The 15806-nt window shown below is 53.8% G+C and carries 15 protein-coding genes; 4 read left to right on the forward strand and 11 right to left on the reverse strand.

The genetic code is table 11. The annotated features are described in order from the left end of the window. Both LY85_RS12105 and LY85_RS12110 read right to left on the reverse strand, forming a co-directional pair. Nucleotides 1–942: an ABC transporter permease gene (locus LY85_RS12105; protein ID WP_141826842.1), complete on the reverse strand. Its 942-nt coding sequence runs from the start codon at nucleotides 940–942 to the stop codon at nucleotides 1–3. 185 nt (nucleotides 943–1127) lie between these two features. Then, the gene (locus LY85_RS12110) at nucleotides 1128–2774 is read right to left on the reverse strand and encodes a peptide ABC transporter substrate-binding protein (RefSeq protein WP_141826843.1); all 1647 of its coding nucleotides are present in this window, start codon (nucleotides 2772–2774) and stop codon (nucleotides 1128–1130) included. A 262-nt stretch (nucleotides 2775–3036) separates the two neighbouring features. Here LY85_RS12110 and LY85_RS12115 point away from each other — a divergent pair, with 262 nt between their 5' ends. Then, nucleotides 3037–4320, forward strand: a complete 1284-nt coding sequence (locus LY85_RS12115) for an ROK family transcriptional regulator (protein ID WP_141826844.1) — start codon at nucleotides 3037–3039, stop codon at nucleotides 4318–4320. Nucleotides 4321–4487: 167 nt separating this feature from the next. Here the strand turns inward: LY85_RS12115 and LY85_RS12120 are convergent, their stop codons facing one another. The 6 genes from LY85_RS12120 to LY85_RS12145 form a co-directional block, all read right to left on the reverse strand. Continuing rightward, a complete protein-coding gene (locus LY85_RS12120) occupies nucleotides 4488–5048 on the reverse strand; it encodes a flavodoxin family protein (RefSeq protein ID WP_141826845.1) in 561 nt (186 codons plus the stop codon). Between the two features lie 132 nt (nucleotides 5049–5180). Continuing rightward, on the reverse strand, nucleotides 5181–5798 hold the full coding sequence (locus LY85_RS12125) for a lactate utilization protein (protein ID WP_141826846.1): 618 nt from the start codon (nucleotides 5796–5798) through the stop codon (nucleotides 5181–5183). Between the two features lie 220 nt (nucleotides 5799–6018). Beyond that, the gene (locus tag LY85_RS12130; RefSeq protein ID WP_141826847.1) at nucleotides 6019–6630 is read right to left on the reverse strand and encodes a class II aldolase/adducin family protein; all 612 of its coding nucleotides are present in this window, start codon (nucleotides 6628–6630) and stop codon (nucleotides 6019–6021) included. Nucleotides 6631–6657: 27 nt separating this feature from the next. After that, entirely contained in the window at nucleotides 6658–7623 is a 966-nt protein-coding gene (locus tag LY85_RS12135; RefSeq protein WP_141826848.1) for a 2-keto-3-deoxygluconate permease, read from the reverse strand. Between the two features lie 88 nt (nucleotides 7624–7711). Next, nucleotides 7712–9064 carry a four-carbon acid sugar kinase family protein gene (locus LY85_RS12140; protein WP_141826849.1) on the reverse strand — a complete coding sequence of 451 codons (1353 nt, stop codon included), beginning with the start codon at nucleotides 9062–9064 and terminating at the stop codon, nucleotides 7712–7714. A 21-nt stretch (nucleotides 9065–9085) separates the two neighbouring features. Then, nucleotides 9086–10099, reverse strand: a complete 1014-nt coding sequence (locus LY85_RS12145) for a 4-hydroxythreonine-4-phosphate dehydrogenase PdxA (protein ID WP_141826850.1) — start codon at nucleotides 10097–10099, stop codon at nucleotides 9086–9088. A gap of 189 nt (nucleotides 10100–10288) precedes the next feature. Between LY85_RS12145 and LY85_RS12150 the strand changes: the two genes are divergently transcribed. Next, nucleotides 10289–12109: a PrpR N-terminal domain-containing protein gene (locus LY85_RS12150; protein WP_141826851.1), complete on the forward strand. Its 1821-nt coding sequence runs from the start codon at nucleotides 10289–10291 to the stop codon at nucleotides 12107–12109. Nucleotides 12110–12296: 187 nt separating this feature from the next. Here the strand turns inward: LY85_RS12150 and LY85_RS12155 are convergent, their stop codons facing one another. Further along, nucleotides 12297–13844 (reverse strand): ClC family H(+)/Cl(-) exchange transporter, encoded by a 1548-nt coding sequence (locus tag LY85_RS12155; RefSeq protein ID WP_141826852.1) that lies wholly within the window; start codon nucleotides 13842–13844, stop codon nucleotides 12297–12299. Nucleotides 13845–13991: 147 nt separating this feature from the next. On the opposite strand from LY85_RS12155, the gene LY85_RS12160 reads away from it, so the two are divergent. Together LY85_RS12160 and def are read left to right on the forward strand one after the other, a co-directional pair. After that, nucleotides 13992–14255 (forward strand): helix-turn-helix transcriptional regulator, encoded by a 264-nt coding sequence (locus LY85_RS12160; protein ID WP_038322224.1) that lies wholly within the window; start codon nucleotides 13992–13994, stop codon nucleotides 14253–14255. Continuing rightward, nucleotides 14227–14694, forward strand: a complete 468-nt coding sequence (gene def / locus LY85_RS12165) for a peptide deformylase (protein ID WP_141826853.1) — start codon at nucleotides 14227–14229, stop codon at nucleotides 14692–14694. The genes LY85_RS12160 and def overlap by 29 nt, the downstream gene beginning before the upstream one ends. A 137-nt stretch (nucleotides 14695–14831) precedes the next feature. Here def and LY85_RS12170 read toward each other — a convergent pair whose 3' ends face one another. Both LY85_RS12170 and LY85_RS12175 read right to left on the reverse strand, forming a co-directional pair. After that, on the reverse strand, nucleotides 14832–15302 hold the full coding sequence (locus LY85_RS12170) for a VOC family protein (RefSeq protein ID WP_141826854.1): 471 nt from the start codon (nucleotides 15300–15302) through the stop codon (nucleotides 14832–14834). Between the two features lie 42 nt (nucleotides 15303–15344). Beyond that, a complete protein-coding gene (locus tag LY85_RS12175; RefSeq protein ID WP_141826855.1) occupies nucleotides 15345–15764 on the reverse strand; it encodes a YjdF family protein in 420 nt (139 codons plus the stop codon). Nucleotides 15765–15806 lie beyond the last annotated feature (42 nt).

Below are 15806 nucleotides of genomic sequence, written 5' to 3' on the forward strand. Positions count from 1 at the left end.
TCACTCCCCTTTCCCGCCGGAGGCCAGGCGGATTCTCGGGTCGATTACCGAATAAAGGATATCGACCACCATCACCACAAAGATGTAGAACGCGCTGTAGAAAATGGTGATGCCCATAATGGTGGAATAGTCGTTCGTCTTGATGGAATCGACAAAAAGGCTGCCGATACCCGGAATGCTGTAGATGTTTTCCACCGCCAGGGAGCCGGTCAGCAGATTGACCACGATCGGCCCCAGGATGGTGACGACGGGGATGATGGAATTGCGGACCGCGTGGCGCATCAGCACCTTGAACTGGTTCAGCCCCTTCGCTCTCGCGGTGATGATATAGTCCTGCTCCAGTACGTCCAGCATTTCGGTCCGCATAAACCGCGCGATCATTGCCGTCACGCCGAACGACAATGCGATGGACGGCAGAACGGAGCTTTTCCAGCTCTGCCAGAAGGCGACGGGCAGCACGCCCCATTTTAAGCCCACAAAGTATTGCAGAAGCGCCGCGGCGACAAAGTTCGGCACGGAAACGCCCAAGACGGCGACCACCATGGTAAAGTAGTCGATGCCGCTGTTGTGCCGCCAGGCGGCGATGATTCCCAGAATCAAGCCGATGGAAAGGCCGATCAGGATCGCCTGGAGGCCGATCAGCGCGGACGGGCCGATACGCCCCAGAATGACCCCGGAAACCGGCTGGCCCGTGTAGAAAAAGGAAGTCCCGAAATCCCCCCTGAACACATTGCCGATATATTTCCCGTACTGCACGATTACCGGATCGTTCAGGCCGTATTTTTCAAGGAACTGTGCCTGCTGCGCCGCCGACAATAGAGAGAAGCGCTCCGCGTCGAACGGGGTGCCCGGCAGCTTCTTCATCAGAAAGAAGGTCGTGGTGACGATGATCAGCAGAGTAATCAGCAGATACACAATCCGTTTACAGATATATTTGAACATTCCGTATGCCCTCCTTTATCTTATTAGCATTTCCAGTTGATTCTGCAACAAGTTTGCGTTTCTCCCCGCCTTTGGTGGGAGAAACGTGTTTTGTCTCGCGAACTGAAATGGAATTGCCGTAGTGATGACAAAGAGGAGGTCATTGACGATCCTCCTCTTTGTCTTTTATAGAATATAAGGTGTAATTATTTCAAGGAAGCATATTTGAATTCGATCGGCGGCCCAAACGGATGGGTGACCAGATTTTCTACGTTCGGTTTTGTCAGGTAGGCAAAGCCTCTGTAGAACAGCGGAGAAACAACCGCGTCTTCGGAAACCAGCGTCTTTTCGGCGGAGAGCATATCCTGCAGACGCTTCGCGTCGTCGGTCTGCTTCTTCGCGTCGGTAATCAGAGAGTTGTAGGTGTCGCTCTTGTAGTTGCCGCGGTACGGTGTGCCGTTGGTCCAGAGGTCCATGTAGGTCATGGCGTCGTCATAGTCGGCGCCCCACGCGGTGACGGCCATCTGGTAGTTGTTGTCGTCCATCAGCTGATTTTTTGCTTTCTTTGTTTTGGAGTCGATCTTGACGTCGATTCCCAGATTCTTCTTGAATTCGCCCTGAATATAGGTGGCGACTGTTTTTGTCACGGAATCGTCTTCCGTCAGAAGGACCAGGGAAGGCGCGCTGCCCAGCTCCTTCACGCCCTTCTCCCAGTATTCCTTGGCTTTCGCGGCGTCAAAGGTGGTGATGTCGCCGTTCAGCTCGCGGAAGGATTTGGTGCCGTCGCCGAACATGCCGTTGGCAATCAGGCCGGTAGCCGGAGCGGAGCCGTCCGCCAGAACAACGTCCGCCAGAGTCGCGCGGTCCACGGCGTAGCCGAGGGCAAGGCGGATATTCTTATTGGAGACCGCTTTGTTGGCAAGGTTGTACTGGAGGTAGGTGGTCCTGAATTCGCTGGTAGAGCTGAATTCAGCGCTGGATTTCATTGCCGGTACGTCGGAAGAGGAAAGCGTTACCCGGGAGAGCTCGCCGGACTTGTAAGCGTTGAGCGCGGTGGCCTGCTCCTTGATAATGCGGACGTTGACATTGGAAACCTTGACGTTTGCCGCATCCCAGTAGCTGTCGTTCTTCTTGAGGGTGCTGCCGCTTGCCGGGTCATAGGCGGCAAGGGAGTACGGGCCGCAGTAGACCATATTGTCCGCCTTCAAGCCATAGTTTGCGCCCTGTGACTTGACATATTCCTCGTTGAGCGGGAAGAACATGGGCAGAACGGTCAGTCTGACAAAATAGGGGGTGGGCTGCTTGAGTTTTACTTCCAGAGTCTTGTCGTCGAGCGCCTTCACGCCGACGTCCTCCGCCTTGGCCTTGTTGTCAAGGTACTCGGCGCCGTTTACTATGTAATCCGTCATAATAAAGGAATAGCCGTTGGTGGCGTCCGTGCTCATCTGCTTGAGCCACGAGAACACAAAGTCCTTTGCGGTGAGCGCGGTACCGTTGCTCCATTTCAGGCCGTCCCTCAGGGTAAAGGTGTAGGTCAGCTTGTCGTCGGATACCTTGTAGCTTTCCGCCAGCGCCGGTTCCGGCTCGTGCTTTTCGTTCAGGCGGTAAAGGCCTTCGGATACATTGTTCAGGATGGTAAACGAGTTGTTGTCGGACGCGGCCCACTGCACCAGGGTCCTGATTTCATTGGTGTCGTAGACGGTGATGGTGCCGTCCGAGGTTTTTGCAGTACCTTCGGACTGGGCCGGGCCGGATGCCGCGGCGCTGCTCGCTGTGCCGGTAAAGCCGCAGCCGCTGGTTGCCAGTACCATGGAAGCCGCAAGAATCAGCGCAAGCAGTTTGCTCTTTTTCATAAAAGGAATCACTTCTTTCTTTTATAGTTGATATTATTGAATTCTGTACAAAGTAAACAGTTTCTTTCTACAGAATACCGCTGATGGGGAGCGCGGCGGGTGAATGATTGCCATGTGAAAGATGCAAAATCATTAGTTTGTTTTGTTTCCGAACTATTAACAGATTTGATATTACCACCAACTCAGTGAAATGTCAATCGAAATAACTGTTTTTTATTTAAAATCCAGGTATTGTAATTAATATTCTCTCGTGATATGATTAATGAAAAAGTTCGTCCAGGGTACGAACTATAACCTTTTTGAACGGATCGTGATGAACATCAAACAGACTGTAGACCAAACACATATCAGGTCAATCAACCAAAGAGTGATTCTGGACAAAATCTGTAGCGACGAGCCGATTTCCAGGGCCGAGCTGGCGCGTGAGCTGTTCATCAGCAAGTCCGCTATGACGGAAAATATTGCAGCTTTGCTGAACCGGGGAATCATACAGGAGTTCGGCGAGGGGGTTTCCATGTCCTCCGGAGGCAGAAAACCGATTTTGTTGAAATTTAACAAAACATACCAGTATATGATTGCGATTGAGCTGAATTTCGAGGACCCGATTTTCGTGCTTGCCAATCTGGGCGGGGAAATTATCAATAAATTTACGGTAAATATTTCCAATGATTCCCCCTACGCCACCAGACTGGAGCTGGTGCTGAACGCGGTCAGGCTTCTGCTTTCCTCCAACAACCTGACCAGCGGGGACCTGGCCATCATCGCCATTTCATGCCCCGGCATCTATGACCCGGTCAACAGGACCTTTTTTGCCAATTCCAATTTTGCCAACTGGAACATGGGCGATTTTTCACGGCAGATGGAGGAGTGCTTCGGCACCTCGGTGCTGGTGGTCAACGACGTGAACGCGGCGGCGGTGGGGGAGTTCACCAGCGGCGCGGGAAAGAATTCCAGGGACCTCGTATACGTCAGCGGCGGCCTGGGGCTGGGCGCGGGAATTATCCTGAACGGGGAGCTTTACGGGGGGAGCGCCAACTGCGCCGGTGAAATCGCGAACGAGATCACCATCCAAAACGAAATGGCCCGCGCGCGCGGGATGTCCTTCAACAATCTGGGCGGTTCGGCCAACATCCACGGGCTGACGGACAGAATCTGCGCACAGGCGCCGCAAAGCACGCGGGACGCTTTTGCCGCGCTGGGGAAAAGCCCCGAAAAAATCGGATTCAAGGATATTATCCGGGTGTGGCGGGACGGCGATCCGTTTCTGAAAGAATGTGTGGACGACATTGCGGTCATTATCGGCGGAAGCATTTCCAACATTGTCTGCCTGCTGAACTGCGATCTGGTGATATTCGGCGGGGAATATACCGTTTTTCACGCGCAGATGCTTCCGATCATCAACCGGATCGTACGGGAAAACGCATTTGCCCCGGTACAGGTAATTCCCGCTCTGCTGGAAAAAAATTCGGGAATATACGGCCTTTTCGCGCTGTCCAAGGAGGTCATCTTCGACAGGCTGTGCAATCAGGGCCACGAACGGATATAACGGTAAACAAGGGAACGAAGCAAAGGGGCTGCTGCACAACGGATTTGCGATAGCAAATAGCTTTTATAACAAGAAAATGCGCCTTGAAACGGGTTTTAAAAGCCCGCTCAAGGTGCATTTTTTGTGCGCTATTTTGTTGAAGAACTGTTTTGCAGCAGCCCCTTTCCTCAGGCTTCTTTTGCGCCGCGTACCATGGAAGCCGCCGCCTCTTCGATCGCGGCGATTTTATAGGAGCTGTTCCACCGGTTCACGCCGATAAAGTCATATATCTTTGCGCTCAGATGACGGCAGAGCCGCTCCATCTGCTCCAGACAGCTGATCATCCCGTTGCCGGAGCCGCCGGGAGAAGCAATCAGCAGGACGGATTTTCCGGCCATTGCCCCTGACTCGCCCTTTCTTGCTTCACAGCGGCGGAACCGGTCGAAGAAAGCCTTCATCGCTTCGGTCATATCTCCCCAGTACACGGGCGTGTCAAGGATCAGGGCGTCCGCCTTGGCAATTTTTTGCTGGATCTGCGTGAAGCCGTCCACCCCGAAGATGCAGGTGTGTTCGTCGCGGCAGATTCCCCAGCCGTCGCCGCACATGGCACAGCGGACGAGGCCGTAATCGGACAGCCGGATGATTTCGCAGTCCGCTCCCCCCTTCTTCGCGCCGGCGGAAGCCGCTTCCACACAGGAGCAGCACAGGCCTTCCTTTTTGGGCGTGCCCGACAGAATCAAAACCTTCATTTGAAAAATCCCCTTTTCTCTGTATTTTTTAACGGCGTACCGCAAAATCCGATCGCTGTAGGATAGGACCCGCTTATTCAACGTTTATGCTGTGTCCGCCGTGAAATTGCCGAAACAGAAACAATTATCGCTTCAGTAGCCGAGGGTTTCATTTACAAGGATGATTTTAAATCGGTTTTTGTCAAAGTTTCCGGAAATGAGGACAAAGTCGTTGCAGATCCGCTGCTCGTGGCGGCAGTCGATACACCGGCCGAGCTTTGCGCAGGGGGTGCTTTTGCCAAGCCTTTTCGCGTCCAGGGGCGCCGCGATCTGTCGGGCACGCTCCACCGCTTCCTCCACGGAGCCGACGATTTTATTTATCCCGACGACAACGATCACCTGTTTCGGGCCGTACACCATGGGGGCCACCCGGCTGCCGTTTCCGTCGATGTTGAACAGCCTGCCGTCCCGGGTCACCGCGTTTGTGCCGGTAAGGAACGTGTCCGCGGAAAAGTTTTTAATGTAGAGCTCCCGCTTTTCTTCCGGGGAGAGTCCTTCGCGGTATTTGTCGAGGAAAACAAAGTCCCCGTTCCGCAGAAAATCATACACGCCGAGCTGCTCCAGCGTGACGGAATCCCCGCAGCCGACCGTTTCTCCGGGCCGGAGGAGCTTTGAAAGCAGTCCGGTTACTTCCTCGCGGCTTTCCGCGAAATAACCCGTCATGCGGTTCCTTTGCAGCTGACGGAGGGTCTGTTCAATTTTCTCGTCCATCCGTTTCACCCGCATTCGATAGAATAACAGTATTATACCACAGGCGCAGCGCGCCGTCGCGGGATATTTATAAATTGGCGAATCTGATATCATTATCGCTTGCGATTACCATATCCGTGTGCCTAGTTGAATAGGGGAAGCGTCAAAGGGGCTGCCGCAAATATTCTGCGGCAGCCCCTTTGGGGAGATAGATTGAGCAAGCTGTTTCTGTATTTATGAATCACCGTCCGTCCGGACCGGCCGCAAAATTACCGTCGCGGTGCAGGTGCCAGGCGACTTTCGCGCTGGTCTCGAGCTCTTCGATTTTTGCAAACGCGTCCAGCAGGGAGCTTCCCCCGACAATCGGCCCGTGATTCTTCAGCAGATATCCGGTCGTGTTTCCCAGGGCCTTCCGGAAAGCCTCGAACAATTCCTCGGAACCCGGCTTGTGGTATCCGACCAGACGGATGGCCCCCAGCTGCATTTTGAGATAGGGGGTATCCTCCGGAATCGCGTCTGCGGGATTGACAAAGGGCAGTGTCGACCAAATGGTGGAATAAAAGCTGTGGGTATGGATCACTGCCTTTACCGAGGGAAATTCCCGGTATAAAGTTAAGTGCATCGGCAGCTCCTTGCTGGGCCGCCCGCCGTTCACAGGCTGTCCGTTCAGGTCGACCTGAGCGAAGCTCTTTTCCGACAGCAGCCCGAAAATAGAGCCGCTTTGCGAAATATAGACGGAATCGCCGCACCGGAAACTGATATTGGCGGCGGAACCCGTTACCGTCCCTTTCTGAAACAGGGTTTTTGCAATCCAGACTGCGTCCTGATAGCTTTGCAGTAATTCGTTATCCATTGTTAAGACCTTTCTGATAGTTGATGCCTATTTGGAAGCCGCGGCCGCTTCGAGCGGCTGCTCCGCGCCCTGCTTTTTCAGGATCCTCTTATTAAAGAAGTTCACAAGGAACGGGCAGATAATCATGGTGACTACGGAAGCGGTGGCGCACTGGGCCGCGGCGACCGGGACCATGCTCTGGAAGGTCGGGTCGGCGGACGCAATGACGGAAGGCGTCAGCGCGGAGTTTGCGGCGACGGTACCCATGGAAACACCGAGAGGAGATTTCTTTTTGAGGAAAAGGTTATAAAGGAACTGGATGATCAATCCGAGGGCAAGGGAGATGAAGCCGAGCAGAATCCCGCTGAGACCCGCGTCCCAAAGGGTAAGCAGGCTGGAGCTGGCGCCGATGGCAAAGGACTGGAAGATAACGACGATGGGCTGCGACTTGGAGCACAGGGTACGGAAATTTTCATCCAGATTGCCCCAGATCACGCCGATCAGAATCGGAATCAGTGTGCCGATGATATCGGTGACCGGAATATGGGCGGCTCCGCTCATGCCCATGACGAGCATGCTTCCGAAGGGACCGTTTTTCAGCGCCAGCATGGAAACGGCGCCCATGTCCGTGGCGTCGCCGTATTCACCGCACAGCGCCACATAAAGCGAGCTGTTGTTGCTGGGAAGCGCGCAGAACAGAACGAAGGGCGTCAGGCCAAGAATGCCGTAGGCACCGAACAGGTAGCTTGCCAGCCACCCGATTGCGCCGCCCAGCGCCAGCTTCATAACGAGCATCAGGGTTCCCTTGTAAAGCGGCATGCCCGCTTCCTTGATTTTAATGGAGGAACCGCAGATGATGAGGAACAGTCCCATCAAGGTCTGGGTGCCTTTTTGAAACAGCGCGGTGGTCGGACCGCCGATTCCCAGAAAGGTGGGAAACGCGGTGTTGATGATCATTGCAAGCAGCATTGGAACGATAATTTGTCCGCCGGGGACCTTTTTCATAAAATTCATTTGATTAACTCCTCTCCAAATTCAGCGGATTCACACGAGCATTTCTCCTGCTCCGCGGCGTTCTGCTGTGGGTGCATCGTGTCAAGGCTTACCGGTTTTTTTGCAGCTCGTAGTACAGGCGGCTGACTACCCGGACAGCGGTTTCGTCGTCGCCGATCAGCCCGCCTTTTCCGACGATTCTGACCCCGTCAAAATCGCCGCCGATAATCCGGCCGAGGTTGGTCTGGGGCTGCACGGTGTCCACCAGACGGATTCCCGCGGCACCGAGCGCTTTGAGCACTGTGACAAGGGTGTCTCCTCCGGTCATGTAGATTCCGGAAATTTTGTCTTTGTTGGCCGGATCAAACGCGATCCCCCTGACGATTGCGCCGAGCCCGAGGTTGATATTGGCGGACGCCTGACGGGAGGGCAGCCCGAGCTTCTTTTCCCAGTCCTGCAGGACCAGCCGCTCGCCTGTGGAGGCGGTCTCAAGCACTACAACACGGCTGGTTTCGTCGTGAAGGTACCGGTTCGCTTCCTCGATGCTCCTCCGGATTTCCGGATTGTCTTCCTTGCTGCGGTCGATCAGCTCACCGGCGTGGATGGATACATCCGCGGCGTAGCCGGACTGTGCCAGTTTCTCGATCTGCCTGCGTGTAACCTCCGTCGCGCTGCCGGCGACCACAAGGACCTTCTCGGAACAGGAGGGGATATCCACTTGCTCTTTCTGCCCTTCCGGGACGCGGTCGGGATGGCCGAAGCCCCTGCAAAGCGCCATCTGCTGGGTGAACGCGCCCGGGTCGACGCAGACGGTGTTCCAGCCGAGGTTATGTACGGTCTGTGCAATGCGGTGAAGATGCTCTGTCGAAACCGCGTCGATGACGATGATTTTGTTCCCGTCCGCCTTTTGCTGTTCCAGCGCGGTGCGCAGGGCTTCTTCCCCCGACAGCACGGTTTGAAGATAGATCGCTCCTACCTTCCGACGGCTCTGACTTTGCATCAGCGTTGGAATATGGGCCTCTTTTACAGGGGATAAAACGTCTCTCCCCGCCCCGGTTTCCGTCAGGACCACATTGTCGATAACGGAATAACCGCCGACCACAATCCTTCTGGTGTCTGGCATGGTCGCGGCCATAACCGCAATGGCGTCGTCCGGCAGCTCGTCGAGCAAAGCGTCCACTTCGTAGCCCATCCCCCCGCGAAACGTGGTGTCGATCCGCTTGGTGAAATACTTGGCTCCGCGCTGCGCCAGCGCGTGATAAGCCGACCGGACGTGTGCCTGTGCGTCTTCTTTGGAAAGGTTTCTGCTGTTCGCGCTGAGAATAAGCGCTTCCTGTTCTTCCGCCCCTCTTAAATCGTCGCCCGAAAAATAGGAACAGGCGCTGATCCCTTTCTTTGCCAGCAAAACTCCGCACGTCATTGTGCCGGTCATGTCGTCCGTAATGATTCCGATTCTTTCCATTACTGTCTCCTCCGTTTTATTTTATTCTGGCTGCTGCATCTTCCAATATTTCGCACCCATCAGAATCGCTTCCTTCAGGTTTTCGTAGCTTGCCGTGTTTTTTCCCGCAATATCGTACGCCGTACCGTGGTCGACGGTGGAGCGCATGAACGGGAAACCAAATGTCAGGGAAACGGATTTTTCAAAGTCATACGTTTTGCACGCGATATGCCCCTGATCGTGGAAAAGGGAAAGGACCCCGTCGTAAACGCCGCGCTTTTCCAGATAGAATACGGAATCCGAAGGGACCGGTCCTTCTGCGCGGATGCCCATTTCCACACATTTCCGGATAGCGGGGATCAAAAATTTTTCTTCCTCATCGCCGAAGAGCCCGTGATCCGACGCATGGGGATTCAGGGCGGCGACGGCAATCCTAGGGGAGGCGATCCCGATTCCGCGCAGCGTGGTGTGGATTCCCTTCATGCATTCGACCAGTTTGTCGACATCCAGCGCGGCGATCGCGTTTTTGAGCGACATGTGGCGGGTGTAATGGAACACCCTGAGCTCCCTGCAATGGAACATGGAGACGGTCGGCACCCCGCCGAAGTGCTTTCGGAACAGGGCGGTGTGGTCTTTTTCCCCGAAGCCTGCGCGGACAAAGAATTCCTTATTGATCGGACAGGTGGTAATCACATCTGTGCTGCCCTGCTTTCCAAGCTCGATTGCCTTTAATATAAAGCTGTACGCCATTTTGGCCGCCGGGACACTGGGGCTTCCAAATACGATTTCCTCTGTTATGCCGTGATCGGTCTCCATTAAATCAATACTTCCGAATTGGTACCCGCCTTCTTCAGGGGACCGGACCGGATGGATCTGAAATTTGCTTCCCTGCAGGTCCAGCGCTCTTTGTAAAATTCCGCGGTCTCCGATCACGACCGGCCGAACCTGCTTCAGGATATCGCTGTCGGTCATGCAGCCTGCGCAGATCTCCGGTCCGACTCCGGCGGGGTCGCCCATTGTTACGACAACCAGCGGTCTTGCATCATTTGTTTTCATTTGTCATTCATCCTTGTTTCGTTTGATTAGTGGTGTAATTTTTATTTAATATTACAGGAAGGCGGGAGCTATAGCGAATCCCAAACATTGAAAACCCGTTTAGATGTGAAACATATCAAATAAAACTATTGATGTTATAAAATAATATAGCTATAATGTTTCATAGAGAAACAGTATGGAGGAGTTCAAATGGAGATGATCCGGGTTCTGGCGATGGTTCCTTCTGAAGGAATGGCCGAAATTATGCGCACCGCCTCACAGTCGGTTCCGGACCTTGCCGTTGAGGTTATTCTAGAGGGAACCGAGGAGGCAAAGCAACTGGTAAAATATGGCGAAGGTCTGCTGCGGTACGCGGCGGTGCTTGCCCAGGGAAAAACATATGAGAAGTTAAAGGAAGCCGGGGCGGTTCCCGTAATTGAAATCCCGGTTTCCTTTTACGATCTTCTCAGCGCCGCGCGGCTCGCGGTCGGTTACACAGGGAAGAAAATACTGATCGCACCGCCGCGGCTGGCAGAGATGGCCGATTCGGCACTGGATCTGGCCGGGCTTTCGTCGGAAATTGAAACAGTCGCCGCCGATACCGTCACCCCCGGGCTGGTAAACGGGCTGAAAGCCCAGGAATATTCCATGTTTCTGGGGGATTCCGAGGTGAACCGTGTCTGCAGGGAAAACGGGATCAATTCCGTTATCATGCTGGCATCCGGCTTCGGAAGCGCCGTTTCCTGCCTGAGAGAAGCGCAAAACCTGATTTCCTGTCTGGAAAGATCGCGCCTCCCGGTTTCGGTGCTCGAGGAATATGCGGGGCATCTCAAAAAGGCGTATCTGCTGTTCGATTTTTCCGGAACGCTGCGGTACGCAGCCAACGCGGAGCTGGAAAACAGGCTTGTGGAAGCAGCCGCGCACCTGATTCCGCTGGTGAAACAGGAAAAGGCAATTCAGAAGGAAAAGAAAATCAATGAGAGCCTCTATCTGATAAAAGGCAGTGTCGTAGCCCTGGGAAAAGAGCATTTTCTTGTTTTTGAGGTAAAAAAATCCCTGTTTGACAGCAAGACCAATATTCCGGGAGTCATGATAAAAAACACGGAAAACCTGACCAAAGATTTTTTCAATGTTTTTTACGACGATACCAAAAACAAGGACTTCCGCCAAAAAACGGATGCTTACAGCGGGGGAAGCAACACCGTTGTGATTATCGGGGAATCGGGAACGGGCAAGAGCAGGCTTGCAGACTACATCTACGCCAATTCGGATTTCCGCAATGCTCCGCTCTATCTGGTCGACTGCAAGCGGCTTGGCACGCGCAGCCTTCACTTCCTGTTCAACAGCACCGATTCGCCGCTTTACGAACAGGGGATTGCCCTGTATTTTAAGGAGCTGAATTATCTTAAGGAAAAATACCTGAATGAACTGGTGGCGTTTTTGCAGCAATCCCCGTTTGTCCATAAAAACAAAATCATTTTTTCCGTGACCTGCAGGGTGTCGGAATCCTATAACAATAAGGTCTGTGAGTTTCTTACAAGCAGGCTGAGCGCATTCCCACTCTACCTTACCCCTTTAAGGGAACGCGTCGGGGATATCCCCAATCTGGCGGTTCTGTATATCAACGAACTGAACAGGGAATACGGTAAGAAAATCATTGGATTTGAGCCGGAGGCAATGAACTATCTGCAAAGCTTCCGCTGGGATGACAACGTAAAGCAGTTCAAGCGAGTGCTCAAAGAGCTGTTTATGATTACAGGCTCCCTGATGATTCCCGTCACGGACGTGATTGATGTCCTGAGCGAGGAAATCAGCGGGAAGCAAAGCCCGTCCGCCGCGGCGGAAGCTTCTGCCAAAAAATGCACCCTTGACGAGACGGTTCATAATGCGGTTAAGGACGCGATGATTGCAAACGGCATGAACCGCACACAGGCGGCAAACCAGCTGGGAATCAGCCGGACAACCCTCTGGAGGCTGCTGAAAAGCGGCAGTCTTCCGGTTCCTTCCGCGCATCCGAAAAATGTTCCGTAGCGGGGCAGCGTCGCCCGGATGAACTCGAAAAGAAGCCCCGGGCAAAATAAAAATGCGTTCCCTTGTCAGGGAACGCATTTTTTGTGGAAGCGGCAGACGAATCCGCCGCGATCGCGATTAGGAAACATTATAAAGAATGCTGCGTTCAAATCACCGGAACAGGAACAAACGCCGGGAGAGGAAAGAATCAGTCGGAACGGCAAAGCTCCATGAGCGACCGGTTCATTTCATCAAATGCCTGTTTGGAGGAAAGGACCACCAGATAGTCGCCGGGCAGAATCTGTGTTTCTCCGTTGGGAACCAGCTCCTTTTCTCCCCTGTGCAGAGATACGATCAGCGCGCCCTCCGGCCAGCCGACGTCCTTCACCTTTTTTCTGGCAACCATAGAGCCGAGCTCCACCGGAATTTCAATGATGGCGCCCGACTTTTTCCCGTCGGCGCTTTCTTTTTCTTCATCGGTCAGCCGTTCCAGCAGCACTTCGTAAATCGGGGAGATTTTCAGTAGATCGGAGGTAAGCAGCGCAATAAAAGCGACTGCCGCGACCGGCAGCAGGTGTACCAGCGAACCCGTCATTTCCGCCATCAGCAGGATGCTGGTGACGGGCGCTTTTACGGAAGCGGACATGGCGCCCGCCATTGCGCAGACGCAGAACGCGGGAATATAGTCCGCCGACAGGCCCCATACGGTAATCATTTTTCCGAAGATACACCCGGTCATAGCCCCCAGGGAAAGGATGGGCATAAAAATACCGCCGGGAATCCCGCTTCCGAAGCAGACACAGGTAAAGGCGAGCTTCATAACCAGATAGATCGCCAGCAGGGAAATGCTGATCTGGGCGCTTTCGGACAGCCTGATCAGATTCTGGCCGCCGCCCAGCACCTGCGGGATCAGCAGCCCGCAGGGCAAAGCAAGAAGCAGCGCGGCGCCGGGCCGCAGAAAAGCGGGCAGCTTCGCGTAGAGCAGGCCAATGTTCAGCAGGCCCTTGTTGGCAGCGGCTCCTACAATCCCGGAAAGGACCCCGAGGGGCAGCAGCAGGCCGTAATACCGGATGGGCAGCTGCGGGATGTTCGTGTAATTCAGCACCGGCTTCAGCCCGAAAAAGTATTTTGATACCACATCGGCCGTCAGCGCGGCCGTGGTTGCGCCAATCAGGATATTGGGCGAAAAGGTCCGGTGGATTTCCTCCAGCGCAAACATAATCCCGGACAGCGGCGCGTTGAACGCGGCGGAAAGTCCGGCCGAAGCGCCCGCGGTAATCAGGCAGTTTTCCTCCAGCTTGTTTTTTCCTGCCCTCTTTGCGAACGCCTGGCTGCCGGCGGCCCCGATTTGGATGGACGGGCCCTCTCGGCCCAGCGAAACGCCGAAGAAGGAGGTCAGGATTCCCGCCAGATACCGTACGATCAGCACGGTGTGCCACTTGATTTTCATTCCGAACAGGACGATTCCCTCAACCTGCGGAATTCCGCTTCCCTTCGCATACGGCTCCAGCTTTACCAGCCGGTAGGTAAGATATCCCGCAATCGCGATGAGAAACATCCAGGGTATGATATAAATCGGATGCAGCCGTAAAAACTGATACGCTTCCAGCGATTTTTCGGTGCCGAATTCAATCCCCAGGCGGTAGAGCGTCACCAAAAGCCCCGCGATCATTCCGGCAAGGATTCCCTTATAGGTTACGCTCCATTTCAGTCTGTTCAGATCGGACAGCATTTGATACATTCTCGATTTTTCCATTTGTCTGCGCGCCTCTACTTTCTTTGCATAATTATACCATAAATTCAGGCGCAAGAAATGAATCAAAAGAATGTAAGGTCAAGTTGACATAAATGCATTCCGGTGCTACTATATATGTAAGGTAAACTTTACTTTGGAGGGGTGAATGTGAGAAACAGGGTCAAAGAGCTTCGGGAGCTGTTTGGGCTGACCCAGGAGCAGCTGGGCGAGCTGGTGGGCGCGTCCAGACAGGCGATCAACGCGGTCGAAACCGGGAAAAACGAGCCTTCCGTCTGGCTTGCGTACGATATCGCAAGGGTATTCGGGGAACCGATCGAGAGCGTGTTTTTGTTTGAGGACAGTGAGAGAAAATCGAGGGCGGAATCGAGCAGGAGGGTGACAGATGGCGTTGCGGCAAATCAGAACGTTTGACGATGAAATTCTTCGTAAGGTCTGCAAACCCGTTGTCAAGGTGGATGACCATATCCGTCAGCTTCTCGACGATATGGCGGAGACAATGTACCATGCCCCGAACGGCGGCGGTCTGGCAGCAAATCAGGTCGGGATTCTAAGGCGTTTGGTGGTCGCCGATATGGGGGAAGGGCTCTTTAAGCTGGTGAATCCTGAAATCGCGGAAGAAAGCGGCGAGCAGACGGTAATCGAGGGATGCCTGAGCTTCCCCGGAATCTGGGGCCGGTTGAAAAGGCCGTCCCATGTCGTGGTAAAGGCTTTGGATGAAAACGGAAAGCCGATCACTTTGGATGTGACGGGCGATATGGCAAAATGTCTCTGTCACGAAATCGACCATCTGAACGGGATCGTCTTTACGGAAAAAATTCTGGAATATGTCAATATTGAAGAAGAAGAATAAAACCCTGAAAACAGTTTGAGGCCGCCAAAAACATGGCGGCCTCTTTTATAACAGGGGCCATCCTCCGGAGGACGGCCCCTGAATCCGATCACGTGCTGCGCTTTCCCTGTCATCTTAAAAAGCCGTACTCGCCGCCCCTATTCGGCCAGCCAGTGCCGGACGGCCCCGATGGGGACATCCATCCGTGCGGCCACCTGTTCCGGCGTCATACCGCTCGCGGCAAAGCGGCGCGCCACCGTCGTCATTTCCTCTCCCACTTCGATGATGTTACGGTCGGGGTCATAAAAGCGTACCACCCGCTGCCCCCAGGCGTGTTCTTTCGGCGGGTGAACGTATTCGATTCCCGGATAGGACGCGAGCTTCTCCAGAAAACGGTCCATGTCGGATTCCTCAAAGTACAGCTCGGCGGCGTTGTGCCCCAGGGTGATTTCCGTTTCCTCCCTGTGCAGGAACGTCTTCCAGGTATCCAGCGTCTGCAAAGCGACGCGATCGGACAGCGTAACGTTCGCGCCGAAGTCGGCGGTTACTTCCATTTCCAGCAGGCCGCAGTAAAATTGTTTGGAACGCGCCATATCGCGTACGGCAATGAGCGTACAATTGTATTTCATAATCAGTCCTCCGGCAAATCAATTTTGTCGAGGCGGAAAGAGTTAGCGTCCCTTGTGCTTTTCCCTCCGCCTTTTCTGCCGCAATTGAAACTGGCGTTCCTTTTCAGCCTCCTGTTCAGCACGGGAGCGGAATTTCCGATCCGTTTTTCCCTGTTCCTGCTGAAGCTTCAACGCCTGCTGAGCTTTTGTTCCAATCCCTGTGCTCATCAGCTGCTTTTTTACTTCCCGCTGCATACGTTTTGGATTCATACGGGGTTCATCAGGGATGGAAGCTTCCAGAGAGGGGCTGAACCGCAGCTTTTCGTAATTTTTGAGTATGAAGTCATACACATCATAATCCTTGGGTTCGGCTCCGAATGTGATTTTACAAGCTTCATACTTTCTGTCACATTTGCGCTCATAAATGCCTACCCAAAACGGTTCGTCGAAAAGAACCGTCAGTTTGAAAACAGTATTTCCCATCAGATATCCTCCTTTTGTGTACCTTACAAAGAACGGACAACC

Source organism: Clostridium sp. KNHs216 (genome assembly GCF_006714885.1).
Taxonomy (GTDB): Bacteria; Bacillota; Clostridia; order Oscillospirales; family Acutalibacteraceae; genus Caproiciproducens.